This is a genomic window from Brevibacillus fluminis (genome assembly GCF_052072235.1).
Taxonomy (GTDB): domain Bacteria; phylum Bacillota; class Bacilli; order Brevibacillales; family Brevibacillaceae; genus Brevibacillus_D; species Brevibacillus_D fluminis_A.
Genome location: NZ_CM125436.1, coordinates 1532174 through 1551755 on the forward strand (window position 1 = coordinate 1532174; position 19582 = coordinate 1551755).

A 19582-nucleotide genomic window follows, 5' to 3' on the forward strand; every position below is an offset into this window, starting at 1 on the left:
GAGCCTTTTTCGCCAAAGCTGGCGGAGAGGGCTTTTTGCTGTGCGAACAAGCAAAGGGATACGATTTTGAGTGAGCAGCAATATTTTGTCAGTATTGGAAAGGAAATAGACATGTCGAGCCGGAATTAGGATAGAAAAGCAAAAACGCTGTCGAAAAAGGGGAGATCGTGCGGAACTGACGAGTTTCAGGTTGGGACGCCTTCAAGGTCAGCGCATACAAGAAAGGAAGTCGCTTTTCAATGAAAAAATGGATGGTTGCATTGCTGGTGGTGTTGCTTGCGCTGCCGGCCGAAACAAGTTTTGCCATCGGAGCAAAAAATGCCAGCGTCCAGCTGGCGACAGGCAAAAAATATGTTAGCTACGTTTCGTTCTCCGCCTCCGAGCCGGTAGAACTGCGCCCGGTTTTGGCGCAAAACAAAGTGGGGAAGACGCAGGAGCTGGCGCAAATGGCCAAAGCTCACAAAGCGCTCGCGGCGATCAACGGGACTTATTTCAATCCGTACGATGAAAAAGATTTGCAGCCGATGGGCGGGATCGTCATCAATGGCGCTGTCCAGCATTTTCGCGGCGGGGCGGTCGCAATGGGGATTACCGCGCAAAACGAGCTGATCTTTTCCGCAGGCAACCCGTATTCGCTGGTCGGCACGCTGAATGCCGGCACACCGCAGGAAAAAAGCTGGTCAGCGTTCAACGTCAACCATTTGCCGACCTCGCAGGCTGAGGCTGTGCTGTTCACGCCCGCATTCCGGACGACAGCGCTGTCCATCGCAGGCTTCCGGTTTGTCGCGGTCAGCGGAGGCAAAGTGAGCGCCATCACCAAGGACAGCGCCGCGATTCCGGCGAATGGCTTTGTTGTCGCGTACGGCTCGCAGCGAAGCGACGTCGACAACTTCCACGTCGGCGATACGGCGGCATACCGATTGCAGCCATCGCCTGGCTTTGAAAAAGCGGTGCACATGATCAGCGTCGGACCGCGTCTGGTCGCAGCCGGCAAATCGGCTGTGGATCTGTCATCGTTCACCGAAGCCAAAATCACAACGCAAAAAGGCCAGCGCAGCTTTATCGGGATGAAGGCGGACAAGACGATCGTGATGGGCACGGTGAGCAACGTCACCATCCTTGAGCTGGCTGAAATTGCCGTGAAGCTGGGCTTGGCCGACGCGATGGCTTTGGACGGGGGCGCATCCTCCGGCCTGTACTACAATGGCTCATACGTCACCAAGGCGGGGCGCAATCTGAGCAATGCGCTGGTTGTGGTGAAAAAGCAGCAAGCGGCGGTTTCGGCGCCTAAGAAGTGAGTGGGAGCTTCAACATCATTTTGTGAATTGTGTCCGAAAATGATAGAATAGGGAATTGGGAGCATTTCTCCTGATTTGATTCTTGCACATGAACCGTGGCATTGAGGTATAATAGATACTTGTGGATGGACGTGACGTATGAAGCGAGGAGTGGGTGTGTGGCACAAGGGCCAAGCCCATGAACATCGTGTGAAAGAAGCGGTCAGCTTCTTCTGCCTACATTTTGCGCAAGTGAAAGAGAGTGGAAATTATGGGTCGTAAGTGGAACAACATTAAGGAAAAGAAAGCATCCAAGGATGCAAATACAAGCCGCATCTATGCGAAATTCGGGAAAGAGATTTATGTGGCAGCCAAGCAAGGCGAGCCAGACCCTGAATCGAACCGCGCCCTGAAGGTTGTGCTGGAGCGCGCGAAAACGTACAGCGTGCCGAAAGCGATCATCGACCGTGCGATTGAAAAAGCGAAGGGCGGATCGGAAGAGAGTTACGACGAGCTTCGCTATGAAGGCTTTGGTCCGAACGGCTCCATGATCATCGTGGACGCGCTGACCAACAATGTGAACCGCACCGCGCCAGAAGTGCGCGCCGCCTTCAATAAAAACGGCGGAAACATGGGCGTCAGCGGCTCGGTTGCCTATATGTTTGACGCGACTGCGGTCATCGGGGTAGAAGGAAAAAGTGCGGACGAAGTGCTCGAAATGATGATGGAAGCGGATGTTGATGTGCGCGACATCATTGAAGAGGATAACCAGGTGATCGTTTATGCGGAACCTGATCAATTCCATGCTGTCCAGGAAGCATTCAAAAAAGCAGGCATCACCGATTTCACCGTTGCCGAGCTGACCATGCTCGCGCAAAACGAAATCACAATTCCAGAAGATGCAAAAGCGCAATTCGAGAAGTTGATCGATGCGCTGGAAGATTTGGACGATGTGCAGCAGGTATACCATAACGTCGATTTGGGCGAATAAGTTCACATATAAGGGAGCAAGCATCCGATCGCTTGCTCCCTTGCTTGTTTTACGATGGTGATGTACGTAATCATGTGTTACATGAACCATATTTGTTTATCAAAATCTCTGTTACAATTATTTCAATTCATCACAAGAGGTGATTTTATTGAAAAATGCATCTGCAAACGATGTCCTGTTACGGGATGTCTTAGAGGATGATCTCCCCGTATTTTTCGTTCAGCAACTCGACTCGGCAGCCAACTATATGGCAGCTTTTACTGCCAAGGACCCAACCGATCGGGATGCGTTCAATGCCCACTGGATCAAGATTTTTGAAGACAAAACGATCAAAAAAAAGACGATACTCTTCAAAGATCATATCGCTGGCCACATCTCGAACTTTGAACAGTTTGGTGTGCCGGCCGTAAGTTATTGGATCGGAAAGGAATACTGGGGGAACGGTATTGCAACCAGTGCACTTTCACAGTTTTTGCGTCAATTAGATGTGCGCCCCCTTTATGCACGTGCTGCCAAAGACAATATCGCCTCAATCCGCGTTTTACAAAAATGTGGTTTTACGATTTCGGGTGAAGACAAGGGATTTTCTGATACACGTGGCGAAGAGGTTGAAGAATATATTTTGATGCTTGACCAGCAATAAGCAAATACTGTACATTTCAAACACTCTATCACTGTACATCAGCATCAGCCGAAACCGTCTGTTTTTTACCGGCGCTTGCCTTGCTGCTGCGAAAAAGCGTGATGATGACCACAGCGGCAATAATAATCGCGGCCGCGATCCAGGCGCGGGGCGTCAGCTGTTCATTGGCCGCAACCCAGCCGAGAAACACGGCGACCACGGGATTGACGAAGGCATAAGTGGACACCCATGTCGGCTCTGCGTTTTTTAAAAGCCAGATGTATGCCGTATACGCGATGATGGAACCAAACACGATCAAATAGGCAAAGGCCAGATAAGAGCGGAGCGAAATCGACGAGATGTGGAAGGAAGACCAGTCGTCGAGAAAAAACGAAGCGATGGCCAGCAAGATGCCGCCCCCGATCATTTGCAGCGCGGTTGATAGGAGCGGGGAAGCGGGAAGTTGGGCGCGGCGGGAATACAAGGAGCCGGCTGACCACGAAATCGAGCCTAACAAAAGTGCCAAAATGCCAAGCGTATCCATAGCGCGGGTGCCAGTACCGCCCGGCTGCAGCACCAGCACGGCGATGCCCAGAAACCCTAATCCCATGCCCGCGACGACGCCCTTTGACGGCTTTAGCCGGTTTGTTCCTACCGATTGAAACAACAGAATCCACAGCGGGACGGTCGCAACTAGAAGAGACGCGATGGCGGAGGGGACTTTTTGTTCCGCCCAGGCCACGGCACCGTTGCCGCCAAGCAGCAGCAGTGCGCCGACGATGCCCGCGTTTTTCCATTCCGTCAAGCTGGGGCGACTGTGGCCCTGTGCGTGTGCAATCGCGTAAAGGACGCAGCCTGCGGCAAAAAAGCGAATCCCCGCCATGATGAAAGGGGGCATGGTTTCGACAGCGACCTTTATTCCCAAATACGTGCCTCCCCAAAACAGGTAAACGGACAATAAAGCGATAATAATCACGGAATATTTCGAACCTTTTGCAAGCGTGTGTTCTTCTGGCTTATTCCATTTCGTCATGCCGATACTCCTTTCATGGATATTGTACGTTGGTAGGGCCGGTGTGCGACCGGCCTGCTCATGTACAAAGAATGCCGTTCTCATAATTCGTCGCGAGTATAAACGTGGTGGATGTTTCGCGGACCTCCGGCATTTTCACGATTTCATCGATCAGCGCGGTGATGTTTTCCGGAGCCGCAACGCGCACCTTCAGCATCATGCACCATTCGCCTGACAGGCGCTGGCATTCCAGGATGGTGACACCCGCTATGCGCAGCGAGACGATGGTTTCCACGATTTCGCGGAAGTTTTGGCATTTTGCTTTGACAAAGATCAAAGCCTTGATTTTTTCGTCCAGCTTGCTCCAATCGATGATGCCCCGATACCCTTTGATGACCCCGCTTTTTTCCAGCTTTCCGACCCTTTGATGGACGGCAGGGCGAGAGATATGCAGCAGCTTGCTGATCTCTTCATGCGACAGCCTGCCGTTTTCTTCAAGCAGCTTGATAATGTTGCGATCGATTTCGTCCATAGCAACCCTCCTGAAAAAATCATAGCATAAAAGCGGATCGCGTAAACGATTCGTTATCTTAATGGGCGAAATTCAAACGAAGCGAAAAAAAGACGCTCGCTATAAATGAAAAACGTCACAGGTGAGCGGGAATAACCGCGCTGATCAAACGATTCGTAAAGTCTATCCCTTTTTGGAAAATCGGATAAAGTGAGAAAGCCCGGCAAAGAACTCGAGATGGGGAGGTGAATGGCTTTGCACTGGCGTTCATGGGATCTGAACCTGAAAACCAGGTTGATCGGGGAAACGCTCTTTCATACGTTGTTTTGGATGTATTTTCCGTTTATCACGCTCTACTTCAGCGCCGCTTTCGGCAAACATGTGGCTGGAATGCTCATGTCTGTCCCGCCGCTTTTGGGCATTCTCGGCAACCTGACAGGCGGTTTTTTGGCTGACCGGATCGGCCGACGTCCTGTCATGCTGATGGGGGCATTTTTGCAGAGCGGGATGTTTGCTTTGTTCGCCTGCTCGCTTTCCCCGTGGACGGATTATCTGGCGTTTATTGGCATCGGTGTGGGAGGTTCGCTCTACAGCCCCGCCAGCTCTGCTATGGTGGCAGATTTGACAACCGACAAAGACAGGCGGCTTGTGTTCGCCACTTTTGTCACAGCGACGAATATTGGCGCCGTATTCGGTCCTGCCCTTGGCTCGATCTTTTTCTTTCACTATCGCAGCGGGCTGTTGTGGACATGCACCCTTGTCACACTGCTTTATGCGGTCGCAATCTTATTCATCGTCAAAGAAACGCTGCCCGCGCGAGCGATGCGGGAAGGGGAGCCAACAGGCTTTGCTTCCGCCCTGAAGGAGCAGTGGCGCAATTACGGCGTGATTTTCCGTGACAGAGCGTTTGCCACGTATATTGTGGCAGGCATTTTGGTCACCATCGCGTTCATGCAGCTGGACTTGTATTTGGCCGTCTATGTGAAAGAATTCGTGCCGACACAGGCGTTGATCGCGGTTTCGGGATGGTCGGTTTCCCTCACCAGCGCGGAAGTGTTCGGTTTGATTCTCGGCTTGAACGGTCTCATGTTTGTCCTGGGCTCCGTACCGGTTACCAAATGGTTCGAGCGGTGGAGCGACCGGGATATGTTCATCCTGTCTGCGCTTTTGTTCGGGATGGGCATGTTTCTCGTTGGGCTCACGACGAATGTCTGGCTGCTGCTTTGCTTCATGATCGTCCTGACGGTTGGGGAAGTGCTGCGTTCGCCGGTAGCGCAAGGCTTCGTCAGCAAATATGCGCCCGAGGAGGCGCGGGGCCGGTATATGGGGGCGTCGAGCCTGCAGTTTTCGATCGGGCGCTTTCTCGCGCCGCTGACGGTCATCTTGTCGGAGTGGCTGCCGCCAAGCGGGGTGTTCGGCTTCATTTTTCTTTGCACGATCGTTAGCGCTGTGCTTTATGTGAAGCTCTTTCGCATCATACCGGCCCGTTATGCGGACGTAGGATGACTCTGTCACGGGGAAAAGGAGACAGCCTGGAACAGTTGCCGAAAGCAGCGGATGCTCCAGGCTGTCTCTTCGTTTATTTCCCCACGAGCACGGGCTCACGGATGTCCGGCTTCCGGAGAGACTGGACGACCGCGCAATTCGCAAGGTCTGGCCGGGAGCCCAGAGAACGGAAGGTTATACAGCTCGGAGCACGGTGCTGTCGCCCATGATGAGAGCAATCTCATTGAGGCAGGTGTCAGCTGCTTGTCGCCAATTTGCGGGGGGAACAGATTTTGCTTATTACTATCGACAGGAATGATCCGCAAAAGATCCTTTCGATCCAGTCCCTCTACCGAGGCCAGAATGGCCGGATTCGCGATGTCTATGAGGGAAAGGACGGCGCACTCTACTTTTTGACGAACAACCGGGATAGCCGAGGGGTGGTCAGGCAAGGGGACGACAAGATCATCAGGCTGGTGCCTGCCAGATAAGCACGCCGCTGCAACGGCGATTCCGACAGATGATGGCTGCTCACTTGAGCGGTCTCTTTCTTTTTCAGTTCGATCTGACCGACAAAAACTGTCTAAGAAGAATGAATTTTCAGTCGTTTACTGCCGTAGTTTCCACTTTTTCCGACCATTACTATTAGGGATAAGAAGCAAGCATCATTCACGCTCGTTTCTTTCCGAGCAACGATTGGAGGAGGCTAAAACCGATGATGAATGGCAAAGAGTATCTGGAAAGTCTCAAGGATGGCCGGGTTGTCTACCTGAACGGGGAAAAGATTGACGATGTCACATCACATCCCGCCTACCAGAATTCGGCAAGGTCGATCGCCCGTATGTATGACGCGCTGCATGATCCGCAGAAAGCGCAGATTTTGACAACGAAGACGGAAAGCGGAAATCTTACCCACAAGTATTTCAAAGCGCCTTCGTCTGCACAGGAATTACTGGAATCCCGAAATGCGGTTGCCGAGTGGTCGAAGATGAGCTATGGGTATATGGGGCGAACGCCGGATTACAAAGCTTCCTTCACCGCTCACCTGGGGGCTTTTGCCGACTACTACAAAGGGTTTGAAGCGAATGCGCGGAGATGGTACGAGAAGGCGACCAAAGAGATTCCCTTCTGCAACCACACGATCATCAATCCGCAGGTCGATCGCTCCAAGCCGCTGCACGAAAACAAGGATGTGTTCGTACGCGCCGTAGCCGAACGCGACGACGGAATTATTGTAAGCGGTGCCAAAATGGTTGGAACCGCCGCAGCGCTGACCCATTACAACTTTGTCTCCAATTATGGCCCGACCGAATTGGGCGATGGGGACAAAAGCCACGCGCTCATCTTCTTTGTGCCGATGAACGCGCCTGGGCTCAAAATGATCAGCCGCCAATCGTATGAGCTGGCGGCGGCCAAAACCGGCACGCCGTTCGATTATCCGCTATCGAGCCGCTTTGACGAAAACGATGCGGTAATCGTACTCGATAACGTGTTTATCCCTTGGGAAAACGTGCTGACGTACAAAAATGTCGAGGTGACCAATGGCTTCTTCGTCCATACTGGCTTCTTCAACCGGTTCACGCTGCACGGCTGCACCCGTTTTGCAGTAAAGCTCGATTTCATGTCCGGCTTGCTGATGAAAGCGACGGAGATGTCCGGAACCAACCAGTTCCGCGGCGTACAGGCGCAGATCGGGGAAGTGCTCGCTTGGCGCAACATGTTCTGGGCGCTCTCCACGGCCATGTGCACGGATGCATCGCCAGGGCCAAACGGAATCGTGATTCCAAACGGAAATGCCGGCGCAGCATATCGGGTGCTGGCGCCGATGGTTTGGCTCAAGGTGAAAAGCATTTTCGAACAGGTGGTGGCTGGCGGCTTGATTCAGCTGCCGTCTAGCGCAAGCGACTTCCTCAATCCGGAAATCCGGCAGTACCTGGATACGTACTATCGGGGTTCGGGAGTAGGCGCGGAAGAGCGCGTGAAGCTGATGAAGCTCGTCTGGGACGCGATTGGAACGGAGTTCGGCGGCCGCCACGAGCTCTATGAGGTGAACTACGCCGGCAATCAGGAAAACATCCGCCTGGAGACGCTGAAGCTGGCTGATGCGACAGGGCAATCGCGCGCATTCACATCGTTTGTCGAGCAAGCGATGAGCGATTACGACCTGCACGGCTGGACGACAAGCGATTGGGTCAACGTGCAAAAAGAGGAGCTGGTGCGCTGATGGATGATCGGCTGTTCCGCAATGCGATGGGCAAGTTCGCCAGTGGCGTCACCGTGATCACGACAGAGGTGGACGGCGAGCCGTACGGAATGACGGCAAACGCCTTTCTGTCCGTCTCGCTGCAGCCAAAACTGGTGCTTGTCTCGGTCGGCGTGCATGCGCAGATGCATCAGCGCCTCAAGCAGGCGAAACGGTATGCGGTGAACATTTTGGCCCGGCACCAGGAAGACGTATCCGCCTTGTTTGCGGGCCAGAAAAAAGACGGGGGAACGGTAGCTTTTGAACATGTCGACGGCATTCCGGTGCTGAAAGATACGATTGCCACGATTACCTGCAATGTGGTTGCCGAACATCTGGCAGGCGACCATACGCTGTTCATCGGGGAAGTGACCGACCTTCGGCTGGTAGATGGGGAACCATTGCTGTTCTATCAGGGGAAGTACCGCGATCTGGCGGAGCTTCCGGAAAACGCGCCAAGCCGATGATAACCGTCTCAATCACCCATGGCACAGGTGCGCTTCCAGCACCTCCTGAACCTTGCGTGATGGCGCTCGGCTTTTTCGACGGGGTGCACCTTGGGCACCGCCAAGTGATCGGCAGAGCCAGAGAACTTGCCGACCTGCACGGCATCAAGCTTGCCGTATTGACGTTTGATCCCCATCCAAGGGAAGTCATCGGTCGGGGCGCGGTGAGCTGCTTGACGCCATTTGCCGCAAAAGAAGCGCTGCTTGCGCAAACAGGTGTCGATCTTTTGTATGTCATTCGCTTTGACCGGCAGTTTGCCGCGCTTACCCCGCATGAATTTGTCCAGCAGTACGTGGTCGGGATGGGAGCGAGGCATGTCGTAGCCGGGTTTGATTTTACGTATGGGCATCTGGGAAAGGGGAACATGAGCACAATCGAGCGCGATGGGAGCGGGTTTTTTCACGCGAGCACCATCCCGGAGGTGAAGCGGGCAGGCCGCAAAATAAGCTCCACCATCATCCGGGAATCGCTGCTGGCAGGAGCCGTTCACCTCATCCCGCTCTATCTCGGCGACTTTTATGAGAGCAGAGGGATGGTGAAACAGCAAACTGTCAGCATTCGCGCAAACGCGGAAACGCGGACGCAGGTCATTGTGCAGCCACACGTTGCCTTGCCCGGCGAAGGGAGCTATGAGGTAGAGGTGCGTGTCGGCCGCCATGTGCGCATTACGACGGCCTGGGTTGGCAAGCAGGCGGATGGCTCGCCCATGCTGGAGATTGAATGGAGCAAACCACACGCAAAAATCAACCGCGATCCGGTCATCATCAAATGGCTCAGCAGGCTGGATCCGGTTTCCAGGACACAAAGCGAGGAGGGGGTAACGTGTTTCTTGAAAAACGAACGATTTCCGGCGAATGCGCAAAGCAACTGATTGCGGCGGCTGGAGAAAAAGCCAAGGAGCTGCAAATTGCCGTCAACATTGCCGTCGCCGACGATGGAGGCAATCTCATCGGGTTCTTGCGGATGGACAACGCCCCGCTGCTCAGCATCGAGATCGCGCAAAACAAAGCATATACAGCTGCGGCGTTTGGCTTCCCGACCCACGAGTGGTACCCGATGATCGAGAAGCATCCCGCGCTGAAGGTCGGGATTGTCCACACGCCTCGCCTTGTAGTGTTCGGCGGGGGGTATCCGATCTTTAGCGAAGGCAAGCTTGCCGGCGGAATCGGCGTGAGCGGCGGATCGGAAGAACAGGATCAGCTTTGCTGCCTGGCCGCCCTGGCTTTGCTTGGAGACCGGCAGGAGCGGTAAATTTACGAATTATCACATGATTAAGGGGAGATGGATGTGAGCATTCTTCGCATAGGTCGGCTGCAGCTTCGGGTGATGGATTTGGAGGAATCCGTGAAGTACTACACCGAGGTCATCGGATTGGAAGAGATGGGACGGGATGAATCACGCGTTTATTTGAAGGCGTGGGACGAATACGACCACCACAGCATCATTTTGCAAAAAGCGGACTCCCCGGGCATGGACCACATGGCATTTAAAGTGTCCAATATTCACGCCCTGGAGAAGCTGGAAAAGAACATCGAGCAATTCGGCTGCACCTTGAAACGGGTGTCGCGGGGCAGTCGGCTTGCGGAAGGGGAAGCCGTTCGCTTTGAGATTCCGACCGGCCACCATGTCGAGCTGTATACGGAGATCGAGCATGTGGGCACCGCGGTTGGTGTACTCAATCCCGCTCCGTGGCCGGACACGCTGCGCGGCATCGCGCCGCATCGTCTGGACCATGCCCTCCTGACGGGCCATGATCTCGAGACGGTCACCCGCTTCTTCGTCGAAGCCCTCGGCTTCCGGCAATGCGAAAAAGTCGTCACGGTCGACGGCGAAACGATGATCGGCAGCTTCCTGTCGGCAACGAACAAAGCGCATGACCTCGCTTTTGTCAAAGGGCCGGATAAGAAGTTCCACCACGCCGGCTTCTACGTCGACAACTGGTATGAAGTGCTGAAGGCGGCCGACATCTTGTCCAAAAACAAGGTGACCGTTGAAATTACGCCGACGCGCCATGGCATCACCCGCGGGCAGACTGTGTATTTCTTCGATCCGTCCGGCAACCGCAATGAGGCGTTCGCGAGCGGTTACATCTCTTACGCCGATTTCCCGACGATCACCTGGACTGAAGACCAGATCGCGGCGGGCATCTTTTATCATCGCAGGGAAATGGTGGAGTCGTTCTCCAAAGCGCTCACATAGAAGGATGGGGTAAAGCGATGAAGCAGATCAAGCATAGCGAAATCGCGGGCCGGTTGCTTGTGGCGGAGCGCAGCCGCGTGCCGATCGAGCCGCTCTCCACGGCGTACCCCGCGATTTCGGTTACGGATGCATACCAGATTCAAATCGCGCAAATTCAGGAAAAAGTCGCACAAGGCGCCAAAATCGTCGGGAAGAAAATTGGCCTGACCAGCGAGGCCATGCAGCAGATGTTCGGTGTCAAGACGCCTGATTACGGGCATCTGCTGGATACGATGATGCATGTGGACGGGGATACGATCGACATCGACAGATTCATCGAGCCGAAGCTCGAGTCAGAGATCGGGTTCGTGTTGAAAAGCGATCTGCAAGGTCCCGGCATCACAGAGGCAGACGTGATCGAGGCCACCGCCTATGTCGTGCCTGCATTTGAACTAATCGACAGCCGGATTCAAGACTGGAAAATCAAGTTCGCGGATACGGTCGCGGACAACGGCTCCTCCGCCCGTGCGATCCTGGGCGGAAAGTCGACTGAACTCGCAAACCTCGATCTGGCGCACATCGGGATGGTGGTTTCGCGAAACGGCCAACAAATCGCCACGGCGGCAGGCGCTGCGGTGATGGGCAATCCACTGCGAGCTGTAGCTTGGCTGGCCAATGCGCTCGGCGAATTCGGCATCGCGCTGAAAGCGGGCGAAGTGGTATTGTCCGGTGCACTGACGGCTGCAGTTCCCGTGAAAGCGAGGGAGACGTATACCGCCGAGTTCGCACACATCGGCTGCGTGTCCGTTTCGTTTGGCGAAGGAAGGAGAAGGGTTGAATGAAAAAAATGAAGGCGGCCATTCTCGGTTCAGGCAACATTGGAACCGATTTGATGTACAAAATCGAGCGGAGCGACTGGCTCGAGATGGGCGTTATGATCGGGATAGACCCTGAGTCGGAAGGCCTGAAGCGGGCCAAAGAACGCGGCTATCCCGTCATCGACAACGGAATTTCCGGCTTCCTGGAACACCCGGAGCAAGCTGACATCGTTTTTGACGCGACATCGGCCAAAACGCACCTCAGACATGACAAGGCCTTGCGTGAAATCGGCAAGCAGGTTGTCGATCTGACACCTGCTGCGATCGGCCCGTTTGTCGTCCCATCGGTCAATCTGGGCCAGCATGTAGAGGCGCCGAACGTCAACATGATTACGTGCGGCGGACAGGCGACCATCCCGATCGTGCATGCGATCAACCGCGTCTCTGCCGTCGACTATGCCGAGATTGTGGCAGCCGTTGCAAGCAAAAGCGCGGGGCCGGGCACGCGGGCCAACATCGACGAATTCACCCGGACAACCGCGAGAGGCATCGAGATTATCGGCGGCGCGAAAAAGGGCAAGGCAATCATCATCCTGAATCCTGCCGAACCGCCGCTGCTCATGCGGGACACCATTCATGCACTGGTGGCGGAAAAAGGAAAAGAAGCGGAAATCGTCAGCTCCATCCACCAAATGGTCGCCTCGGTTCAGCAGTATGTCCCTGGTTACCGTTTGATCGGCGAACCGATTTTTGAAGGGAACCGCATCACCGTCTTTCTTGAAGTGGAGGGGGCCGGAGACTTTTTTCCGCCGTACTCCGGCAATCTCGACATTATGACGGCTGCAGCGACAAAGGTCGGCGAAGAGATGGCCAAAAAGCGGTTGCTCTTTCACACATAGGAATCGAGGGGAGATAAAGCGATGGACGCAACACATGCAAGGCTTCATTTGGTTGATGTGACGCTGCGCGACGGCAGCCATTCGATGAAGCACGCGTTTACGGAGCAGCAGGTCAGAGACGTTGCGCGCGGTCTTGATCAGGCGGGGATCGAGTATTTCGAGGTGTCTCACGGCGATGGCCTGGGCGGCTCCTCGCTGCAGTACGGACTGTCTGCTGTCGATGAAATGGCGCTCATCTCCGCTGCGGCCGAATCGTGCCAGCTGGCGAAAATTTCCGTGCTCCTGCTGCCCGGGATCGGCTTAAAAGAAGATTTGGAAGAAGCGGCCCGCAGAGGCGCCAAAATGGTGCGGGTCGCCACGCACATCACCGAAGCGGACGTGGCGAAGCAGCATATCGAGCTTGGGCGCAAGCTCGGTCTGAAAACAGTCGGTTTCTTGATGATGGCGCACATGGCTCCCACTGAAAAGCTCGTTGAGCAGGCGAAGCTGTTCGAGAGCTACGGGGCCGAGATCGTCTACGCCGTCGACTCGGCCGGGGCCCTGCTGCCTCACGAGGTGAAGGAGCGAATCGGTGCGATGCGCCAGACGCTGGATTGCGAAATCGGCTTCCATGGGCACAACAATCTGTCACTCGCGATGGCCAACACGATCGCTGCGGTGGAAGCAGGGGCCACCTATGTGGATGGCAGTCTTCGCTGCCTCGGTGCTGGCAGCGGTAACACGCAGACAGAGGTCATGGCAGCCGTGTTTGACCGGCTCGGTTATGATACGGGAGTTGCGCTCTATCCGCTCATGGACGCGGCCAATCAGGTGGTCGCCAAATTCATGCCCCGGCCGCAGGAAATCACCGGCGCAAGCCTGATCATGGGTTATTCGGGCGTCTATTCCAGCTTTCTGCTCCATACTCAGGATGCCGCCCGCAAATTTAACGTGGATGAACGCGACATTTTGGTCGAATTGGGCAAGCGAAAGGCGATCGGCGGCCAGGAGGACATGATTGTCGAAATCGCCGCAAAACTCGCCAGAACACCGAGCGAGCGAAGCGCTGAAAGGAACACATGACGCGAACAGGAGGGCGAACATCGTTGCGTCAAAAGGAGAGTATCGAGAGCATAGCAACCGTCTTATTTCGGGCGGAAAAGGAAGCCTTTGAGGTTGACAAGTTTGTCGACCTGTACCCGGAGCTTGATGCGGACATGGCCTATCGGATTCAGGAGCGGTTGATTGCTTTGAAATGCAAAGCGGAGGCTGCCAAGGTCACCGGATGGAAATTGGGGCTGACGAGTCAGGCCAAGCAGCAGATGATGGGCGTTCATGAACCGGTGTACGGGGTTTTGCTGGACAGCATGCGCCTTTCAGAAGGGAATCCGGTCACGCTAGCGCCATTCATCCATCCCAAAATCGAACCGGAGATCGCGTTCGTTTTTCACCGCGAATTGAAAGGGCCTGGCGTCTCGGTGCCCGAAGTGCTGGCGGCGACCGCCTGCGTGATGCCGGCATTGGAGATCATCGACAGCCGCTACCGCAATTTTTCCTTCACGCTTGCCGATGTCATCGCGGATAATGCGTCTTCATCACGTTATCTGCTCGGCGAGGTGCACGTCAAGCCAGATGAGATAGACATGCGGCTTTCGGGGATGGTGTTCCAAAAGAACGGAAAGGTCATTGCGACCAGCACTGGCGCCAGCGTGATGGGGCACCCCGCCCGAGCGATTGCCTGGATGGCGAACAAATTGGCGGAAAGCGGCCAATCGATCCGGCCGGGCGAAATCGTGCTGAGCGGGGCCTTGTGCGAAGCGACATCGATTGCGGCGGGCGATACGGTCACCGTGAGCATCGACGGAATGGGCAGCGTGACTGTCGTGTTTACCAACTGAAAAAAGGTGGTCTGACGATGCCGTTTATTCAAATCAATCTATTGGAAGGACGTTCTGCGGAAAAGAAAGAGACGCTGATCTATGAAATCACACAGACGACCGCCCACGTTCTGGAGGTGCCGATCGAGACCATCCGCGTGATGATCAACGAGATGCCCCCGGAACATTGGGGGATTGCCGGGGAATCGGTGAAAAAGCGTCAATCAAACAAACGGGAGTGAGAGAGATGATGAGAGAAACCAGCGCGCAAAGGCGTGAGGTCAAGCTGTTCATCGATGGAGAGTACGTCCCCTCGGCGGCTAACAAAACGTTTCCTGTCCATAACCCGGCGACGCAGGAGATCATCGCCGACGTTCACGAAGCGACGAGGGAAGATGTGGATCGGGCGTGCCAAGCTGCCCGCCGCGCTTTTGAAACAGGGCCGTGGCGGACGATGACGATCAAGGAGCGCTGCGCGAAAGTACGCCGCATGGCCGAGATCATCATGGAGCGGCAGGAAGAGCTTGCGCGGCTGGAAGCGCTGGATGTAGGGAAGCCTTATCCGGTCGCATTCGAATTTGAAATTCCCCGTGCTGCCCACAATCTGAAATTTTTCGCCGATTTTGTGGAGCAGCACGGCAGTGAAACATACCCGATGGAAGAAGCGTATTTGAACTACACCCGCTATGAGCCGGTCGGCGTCGCAGCCTTGATCACGCCGTGGAATTTGCCCTTCATGCTGACCACGTGGAAGCTGGGGCCGTGCCTCGCTGCCGGAAACACCGCGGTCATCAAGCCGGCGGAGCCAACGCCGCTGACCGTTTCGCTGCTTGGCGAAATTGCCAAGGAGGCGGGGATTCCCGATGGTGTCGTCAACATTGTGCAAGGCTTTGGGCCGGGCTCCACCGGCGAATTCATGACCACGCACCCAGAGGTCGACCTCATCTCCTTCACCGGGGAGACTAAGACCGGGAAGGCAATCATGAAAAACGGAGCCGATACCTTAAAGCGCGTCTCGTTCGAGCTGGGCGGAAAGGCAGCCAACATCGTGTTCGAGGACGCCGATCTGGAGAAAGCGATTCCGACCTCAATCCGCGCCGCTTTTTTGAATTCCGGCCAAGTCTGTCTTGCCGGTTCGCGCATTCTTATCCAGCGCAGTATTTTCGACGAGTTCGTAGAGCGCTTCCGGTCTGCAGCTTCCATGCTGAAAGTCGGCGATCCGCAAGATTCCAGCACCAATATGGGGCCGCTTGTGAGCGAGGAGCATTACCTCAAAGTTACGAGCTACATCAACATTGCGGAAGCGGAACATTCGCAGCTGGTGTTCGGCGGCAAGCGACCCGAGTTGCCGCACTATTTGAGCAACGGTTATTATTTGGAACCGACCATTTACATCCAGGAAAATCCGCAGGCACGCATTTGCCAGGAAGAGATCTTCGGCCCGATCGTTACGCTGATCCCGTTTGACACGGAGGAAGAAGCGCTCCAGATCGCCAACAACACAGAGTATGGCCTCAATGCTGTCGTCTGGACCGAAAGCTTGCAGCGGGCACACCGGGTCGCACATAAGGTACGGGCCGGCACCGTCTGGGTGAACTGCTGGTTTGTCCGCGACCTGCGCGCGCCATTCGGCGGCTTCAAGAAGAGCGGAATCGGGCGCGAAGGCGGCCACCACAGCCTGGAATTCTTTACGGAAGCCAAAACCGTCTGCCTCGCGCTCAGCTGAAGTACAGCTTTTTAAATCAAACCATCGGACTGTCTTTTGGAGGCGTATTAACAAAGTTCAGTCCGATTTTCCTGTTTCTCGCAAACGGATGAAAGGAGTGAAAGAGCGATGTTTCGGATTACCTTGCACGGAAACACGTTCACATGTGACAAAGAGTGCAATCTCCTGCAGGCTGCCAGGCGTCACCTCATCGCCATTCCGTATGGATGTTGTAGCGGGGGCTGCGGCATGTGTAAAATAAAGGTACTGGAAGGCGAATACAGGCTGGGGAATTCATCGCATGAAATGCTTCCGCCCGAAGCGCGCAAAGAAGGGTATGCCCTCGCTTGTCGAACGTATCCGCTTGGGCACATGGTGTTAGAAATCGCAGACTAGTAGAATCGATGACGACTCTGAAAGGCTGTGAAGACGATTGGCCAAGCAAAATCTCTTACATGATCATCTGTCTGTATCGGATCAGAATGGAACGATTTGCATGAATGATGAACGGGTCATCGTCGTTTCCGCATCGGCCTTTGGCACACTGCGCAGGGATTTGATCGCCAATCTCGGCTTGGAGAGGATGAAGGGCTTTCTCATCCGTTATGGGTGGGATCTGGGCGTGAAGGATGCGAGAAAGGCGATGAACATGAACCTGCCCTCCGTGGAGGACGTGATCTTTACCGGCCCGGCGCTGCACATGATCAAGGGGCACGCCAAAGTCAGGACCACCTTTCTGCATGTCGAGCGAGCTAGCGATTCTACGGTGCAATCCGTTCATATGGAAGGGGGCTGGATCAATTCCTATGAAGCGGAAGAGCACGTGGCCCGGTTCGGCATCTCCGACACGCCGGTCTGCTATTCCTTGGTCGGCTATGCGAGCGGCTACCTTTCCGCCATCTGCAACCACACCGTGATCTTGAAGGAACTCTCCTGTTCCGGAATGGGCGACAGCGAGTGCCGCTGGGTGGGAAAATCGGTGTCGCTGTGGAACGGTGAAGTGGACGACCTGTTGCAATACTTTGCGGACACGCCGATTGTGAAGGAGCTGGAGATCACCTATGAAAAGCTGCTGGAAGAACGCAACACGCTCTCCCGCATCTCCGACATTCACAAAAAGCTGACAGAGGAAATCAGCAACGGAAATGACCTGCAGTCGATTGCCAATGTCGTCTACGAGACGACCGGGATTCCCCTGATCATAGAAGATGCCCATTTTCGCCCGTTCGCTTACGCTGGTCTCTCGGGCGACGAGTTCACGGCGATTGACGATGATTTCAACAGCTTTCGGAACACGAACAAAAATCGGCTCCGCTTGCGGGAAAAAACCGAATGCGGGTCATTTCCGCTGACAAGCAAAATCGTAGCCAACGCCCATTCGCGGCTGATCACTCCCATCCTGCTGCGCCAAAACATCTCCGGCTACTGCTCATTCATCTATGTGAAAAACAGAAACGATTACCAAAAGATTGACCAGATGATTCTGGAGCGCATCGCGATCGTCTGCTCGCTATACTTGTTGAATGAGAAGACCAGCCTCGAGGCTGAGGAGCGGATGAAAGGGCATTTTCTGGAGCAGGTGCTGCAAGGGCAATTCGCCTCGAAAAAGGAAATTCTCAAGCGCGGCCGCTACCTCCACTTCGATCTCGACCAGCCGTACCATATACTGGTTCTGAAAATTCACGCGATGCAAATGGAGAACGAACTGCTCCTCCATAATGAGGTCATGGAAGCGACGCTCCACTACTGTAAGGAAAAGAAATGGAACGTGCTGATCGGCCAGCGGGCAGGCAACATCGTCCTGCTGGTGCAAACCGCTTCACTTGAGATCCGCGATATTTTCTCCTGCATGTCCCGGTTTAACGGCTACCTATCGGAAACATTTCCGCGCTGCGGCTTTCAGATCGGCATCAGTTCGGGCGCAGAACAGATCGATCGGGCGTCAGACTTTTACGATGAAGCGATCGTTGCCCTACGGATGACCACTCCGCAAAAGCGAAAAACCGTTTTGTTCGAACAGTTGGGCGTCGTAGGGCTGTTGATCAACAGCAAAAATGAGAGCGCTATCAAAAAGCTGGCGCAGCAGTTGTTAGGTCCGTTGTATGGAAGCGGCGACAAATACGCGGAACTGATCAAAACGCTCTACGTCTTTTTGGAAAACGGAGGAAACCTGGAGCAGACAGCAAGTGACCTGTCTTTATCGATGAGCGGGCTGCGCTACCGCATTCAAAAGGTGGAAGCACTGCTTGGCCAGGATCTGCGCAATCCCGTGCTGCACTATCAACTGTTCATTACGCTGCAAGCCCTTCGGGTCACAGGTGAAATCGAGTTTTGATCATGGTCTCGCGAAAATTGAATCGCAAACCTTTCAAACCTGTCAGGGACGAATCCGACAGGTTTTTTACTGCTTCCAGACGGGGACTGCGCAGGTGGTCCAGGCTACAAATCTAACCGTCAATCAATTGTGATGCTGTCGCTTGGCTGCGAGGTGGGACGGGTCAGCCATTTGGCTGGCATGTCTATTTCGGCGCCCCATTCAAATAGCTTTTTTTATTGAAGAAAGCTGAATAGATGCGCCGATCAAACCAAAATGAATCATTGAAAATATAAGATGGGAGCGAGGAACGTGTATGAAGATTAGGATTTCATTCACTTTATTCGAGAATGCGCCAGCTCATAGGGCAGGCACAGCGGCACACCTGTGCGTGGGTCCGGGATAATGTCCGCTTCGATGTTGAAGACCTCGCGCAATACATGCTGGGTCATGACTTCCGCAGGAGAACCTTCCGCGACCACCGTTCCTTTCTTGATCGCCACCATGTGCTGGGCATAGCGGGTGGCGTGGTTCAGATCGTGGACGACCATGACGATCGTGCGCTGCTGCTCTTGGTTCAACTGCTGCAGCAGCTGCAACACCTCCAATTGATGGGCCATGTCGAGAAAGGTGGTCGGCTCATCGAGGAACAGCACATCGGTCTCCTGCGCCAATGCCATTGCGATCCATGCGCGCTGGCGCTGGCCGCCGGAAAGCTGGTCGACCGGATGATCGTAAAATCGGCTCAAGCCGGTCACTTCCACCGCCCACTGAACGATTTTTTTGTCCGCGGCGCTCAGCGAACCGAAGCCTTTTTGGTGCGGAAAGCGACCGTAGGAAATCAGCTCCGATACGGTCAAGCCTTCCGGCGCAGTCGGATTTTGCGGCAAAATGGCAAGCTGTTTGGCGACCTCCCTGGTGGACTGGCTGTGGATCGATTTGCCATCGAGGAAGACGGTGCCGCCTTTTGGCTTCATGATGCGGGCCATCGTTTTCAAGATCGTCGATTTGCCCGAGCCGTTGGAACCGACGAGTGCGGTAATTTTATGCGCAGGGATCGAGAGGTTGAGGTTCTCCACAATGGTGCGCTCGGAATAGGCGATATGCAGTCCTTCTGTGTAAAGTCGCTGATCGCTCATCAATCAGTCTCCTGCCTTTCGGATGG

The 19582-nt window shown here is 54.7% G+C and carries 21 protein-coding genes and 1 pseudogene; 19 read left to right on the top strand and 3 right to left on the bottom strand.

Annotation, left to right across the window (positions count from 1 at the left end):
• The first annotated feature begins 239 nt into the window (after nt 1-239).
• From ACTID9_RS07830 to ACTID9_RS07840, 3 genes are all read left to right on the top strand, one after another.
• On the top strand, nt 240-1298 hold the full coding sequence (locus ACTID9_RS07830; protein WP_441070652.1) for a phosphodiester glycosidase family protein: 1059 nt from the start codon (nt 240-242) through the stop codon (nt 1296-1298).
• Nucleotides 1299-1548: 250 nt separating this feature from the next.
• Nucleotides 1549-2268, top strand: a complete 720-nt coding sequence (locus ACTID9_RS07835) for a YebC/PmpR family DNA-binding transcriptional regulator (RefSeq protein ID WP_441070653.1) — start codon at nt 1549-1551, stop codon at nt 2266-2268.
• A gap of 148 nt (nt 2269-2416) precedes the next feature.
• On the top strand, nt 2417-2911 hold the full coding sequence (locus tag ACTID9_RS07840) for a GNAT family N-acetyltransferase (protein WP_441070654.1): 495 nt from the start codon (nt 2417-2419) through the stop codon (nt 2909-2911).
• A 28-nt stretch (nt 2912-2939) separates the two neighbouring features.
• Here ACTID9_RS07840 and yedA read toward each other — a convergent pair whose 3' ends face one another.
• Both yedA and ACTID9_RS07850 read right to left on the bottom strand, forming a co-directional pair.
• Nucleotides 2940-3923 carry a drug/metabolite exporter YedA gene (gene yedA, locus ACTID9_RS07845; protein WP_441070655.1) on the bottom strand — a complete coding sequence of 328 codons (984 nt, stop codon included), beginning with the start codon at nt 3921-3923 and terminating at the stop codon, nt 2940-2942.
• Nucleotides 3924-3981: 58 nt separating this feature from the next.
• Nucleotides 3982-4434 (bottom strand): Lrp/AsnC family transcriptional regulator, encoded by a 453-nt coding sequence (locus tag ACTID9_RS07850; protein ID WP_441070656.1) that lies wholly within the window; start codon nt 4432-4434, stop codon nt 3982-3984.
• 234 nt (nt 4435-4668) lie between these two features.
• Here ACTID9_RS07850 and ACTID9_RS07855 point away from each other — a divergent pair, with 234 nt between their 5' ends.
• The 16 genes and pseudogenes from ACTID9_RS07855 to ACTID9_RS07930 all read left to right on the top strand — a co-directional run bounded on the left by ACTID9_RS07855 (nt 4669) and on the right by ACTID9_RS07930 (nt 18438).
• Nucleotides 4669-5919: an MDR family MFS transporter gene (locus ACTID9_RS07855; protein WP_441070657.1), complete on the top strand. Its 1251-nt coding sequence runs from the start codon at nt 4669-4671 to the stop codon at nt 5917-5919.
• Between the two features lie 51 nt (nt 5920-5970).
• Nucleotides 5971-6105, top strand: a pseudogene (locus tag ACTID9_RS07860) (hypothetical protein); the annotation flags it as partial.
• Nucleotides 6106-6191: 86 nt separating this feature from the next.
• Nucleotides 6192-6389: a PQQ-dependent sugar dehydrogenase gene (locus ACTID9_RS07865; RefSeq protein WP_441070658.1), complete on the top strand. Its 198-nt coding sequence runs from the start codon at nt 6192-6194 to the stop codon at nt 6387-6389.
• Between the two features lie 224 nt (nt 6390-6613).
• Nucleotides 6614-8122 (top strand): 4-hydroxyphenylacetate 3-hydroxylase family protein, encoded by a 1509-nt coding sequence (locus tag ACTID9_RS07870; RefSeq protein ID WP_441070659.1) that lies wholly within the window; start codon nt 6614-6616, stop codon nt 8120-8122.
• Nucleotides 8122-8607, top strand: coding sequence for a flavin reductase family protein (locus tag ACTID9_RS07875; protein ID WP_441070660.1), 486 nt, complete (start codon nt 8122-8124; stop codon nt 8605-8607). Before ACTID9_RS07870 ends, ACTID9_RS07875 begins: the two co-directional genes overlap by 1 nt.
• Nucleotides 8604-9518: an adenylyltransferase/cytidyltransferase family protein gene (locus tag ACTID9_RS07880; protein WP_441070661.1), complete on the top strand. Its 915-nt coding sequence runs from the start codon at nt 8604-8606 to the stop codon at nt 9516-9518. Before ACTID9_RS07875 ends, ACTID9_RS07880 begins: the two co-directional genes overlap by 4 nt.
• On the top strand, nt 9416-9898 hold the full coding sequence (locus tag ACTID9_RS07885) for a GlcG/HbpS family heme-binding protein (protein WP_441070662.1): 483 nt from the start codon (nt 9416-9418) through the stop codon (nt 9896-9898). The genes ACTID9_RS07880 and ACTID9_RS07885 overlap by 103 nt, the downstream gene beginning before the upstream one ends.
• A gap of 30 nt (nt 9899-9928) precedes the next feature.
• On the top strand, nt 9929-10846 hold the full coding sequence (locus ACTID9_RS07890; protein ID WP_441070663.1) for a catechol 2,3-dioxygenase: 918 nt from the start codon (nt 9929-9931) through the stop codon (nt 10844-10846).
• A gap of 17 nt (nt 10847-10863) precedes the next feature.
• Nucleotides 10864-11667, top strand: a complete 804-nt coding sequence (locus ACTID9_RS07895; RefSeq protein ID WP_441070664.1) for a 2-keto-4-pentenoate hydratase — start codon at nt 10864-10866, stop codon at nt 11665-11667.
• Nucleotides 11664-12542, top strand: coding sequence for an acetaldehyde dehydrogenase (acetylating) (locus ACTID9_RS07900; protein WP_441070665.1), 879 nt, complete (start codon nt 11664-11666; stop codon nt 12540-12542). Before ACTID9_RS07895 ends, ACTID9_RS07900 begins: the two co-directional genes overlap by 4 nt.
• Nucleotides 12543-12563: 21 nt before the next feature.
• A complete protein-coding gene (dmpG, locus tag ACTID9_RS07905; RefSeq protein ID WP_441070666.1) occupies nt 12564-13604 on the top strand; it encodes a 4-hydroxy-2-oxovalerate aldolase in 1041 nt (346 codons plus the stop codon).
• Between the two features lie 23 nt (nt 13605-13627).
• Complete coding sequence (locus tag ACTID9_RS07910) at nt 13628-14419, top strand: 2-keto-4-pentenoate hydratase (RefSeq protein ID WP_441070667.1); 792 nt, start codon at nt 13628-13630, stop codon at nt 14417-14419.
• Nucleotides 14420-14436: 17 nt separating this feature from the next.
• On the top strand, nt 14437-14640 hold the full coding sequence (locus ACTID9_RS07915) for a 4-oxalocrotonate tautomerase family protein (RefSeq protein ID WP_441070668.1): 204 nt from the start codon (nt 14437-14439) through the stop codon (nt 14638-14640).
• Nucleotides 14641-14648: 8 nt separating this feature from the next.
• On the top strand, nt 14649-16124 hold the full coding sequence (locus tag ACTID9_RS07920; protein ID WP_441072491.1) for an aldehyde dehydrogenase: 1476 nt from the start codon (nt 14649-14651) through the stop codon (nt 16122-16124).
• A gap of 108 nt (nt 16125-16232) precedes the next feature.
• Nucleotides 16233-16499 carry a 2Fe-2S iron-sulfur cluster-binding protein gene (locus ACTID9_RS07925; protein ID WP_441070669.1) on the top strand — a complete coding sequence of 89 codons (267 nt, stop codon included), beginning with the start codon at nt 16233-16235 and terminating at the stop codon, nt 16497-16499.
• 37 nt (nt 16500-16536) lie between these two features.
• Entirely contained in the window at nt 16537-18438 is a 1902-nt protein-coding gene (locus tag ACTID9_RS07930) for a XylR N-terminal domain-containing protein (protein ID WP_441070670.1), read from the top strand.
• Between the two features lie 314 nt (nt 18439-18752).
• Here ACTID9_RS07930 and ACTID9_RS07935 read toward each other — a convergent pair whose 3' ends face one another.
• A complete protein-coding gene (locus ACTID9_RS07935) occupies nt 18753-19556 on the bottom strand; it encodes an ABC transporter ATP-binding protein (protein WP_441070671.1) in 804 nt (267 codons plus the stop codon).
• Nucleotides 19557-19582: the final 26 nt, after the last annotated feature.

Excerpts from the sequence above, each read along its gene's own strand:
- ACTID9_RS07830 (WP_441070652.1), top strand. The coding sequence starts at position 240 with ATGAAAAAATGGATGGTTGCATTGCTGGTGGTGTTGCTTGCGCTGCCG.
- ACTID9_RS07835 (WP_441070653.1), top strand. The coding sequence starts at position 1,549 with ATGGGTCGTAAGTGGAACAACATTAAGGAAAAGAAAGCATCCAAGGAT.
- yedA (WP_441070655.1), bottom strand. The coding sequence starts at position 3,923 with ATGACGAAATGGAATAAGCCAGAAGAACACACGCTTGCAAAAGGTTCG.
- ACTID9_RS07850 (WP_441070656.1), bottom strand. The coding sequence starts at position 4,434 with ATGGACGAAATCGATCGCAACATTATCAAGCTGCTTGAAGAAAACGGC.
- ACTID9_RS07870 (WP_441070659.1), top strand. The coding sequence starts at position 6,614 with ATGATGAATGGCAAAGAGTATCTGGAAAGTCTCAAGGATGGCCGGGTT.
- ACTID9_RS07875 (WP_441070660.1), top strand. The coding sequence starts at position 8,122 with ATGGATGATCGGCTGTTCCGCAATGCGATGGGCAAGTTCGCCAGTGGC.
- ACTID9_RS07880 (WP_441070661.1), top strand. The coding sequence starts at position 8,604 with ATGATAACCGTCTCAATCACCCATGGCACAGGTGCGCTTCCAGCACCT.
- ACTID9_RS07885 (WP_441070662.1), top strand. The coding sequence starts at position 9,416 with ATGGCTCAGCAGGCTGGATCCGGTTTCCAGGACACAAAGCGAGGAGGG.
- ACTID9_RS07890 (WP_441070663.1), top strand. The coding sequence starts at position 9,929 with ATGGATGTGAGCATTCTTCGCATAGGTCGGCTGCAGCTTCGGGTGATG.
- ACTID9_RS07895 (WP_441070664.1), top strand. The coding sequence starts at position 10,864 with ATGAAGCAGATCAAGCATAGCGAAATCGCGGGCCGGTTGCTTGTGGCG.
- ACTID9_RS07900 (WP_441070665.1), top strand. The coding sequence starts at position 11,664 with ATGAAAAAAATGAAGGCGGCCATTCTCGGTTCAGGCAACATTGGAACC.
- dmpG (WP_441070666.1), top strand. The coding sequence starts at position 12,564 with ATGGACGCAACACATGCAAGGCTTCATTTGGTTGATGTGACGCTGCGC.
- ACTID9_RS07915 (WP_441070668.1), top strand. The coding sequence starts at position 14,437 with ATGCCGTTTATTCAAATCAATCTATTGGAAGGACGTTCTGCGGAAAAG.
- ACTID9_RS07920 (WP_441072491.1), top strand. The coding sequence starts at position 14,649 with ATGAGAGAAACCAGCGCGCAAAGGCGTGAGGTCAAGCTGTTCATCGAT.
- ACTID9_RS07925 (WP_441070669.1), top strand. The coding sequence starts at position 16,233 with ATGTTTCGGATTACCTTGCACGGAAACACGTTCACATGTGACAAAGAG.
- ACTID9_RS07935 (WP_441070671.1), bottom strand. The coding sequence starts at position 19,556 with ATGAGCGATCAGCGACTTTACACAGAAGGACTGCATATCGCCTATTCC.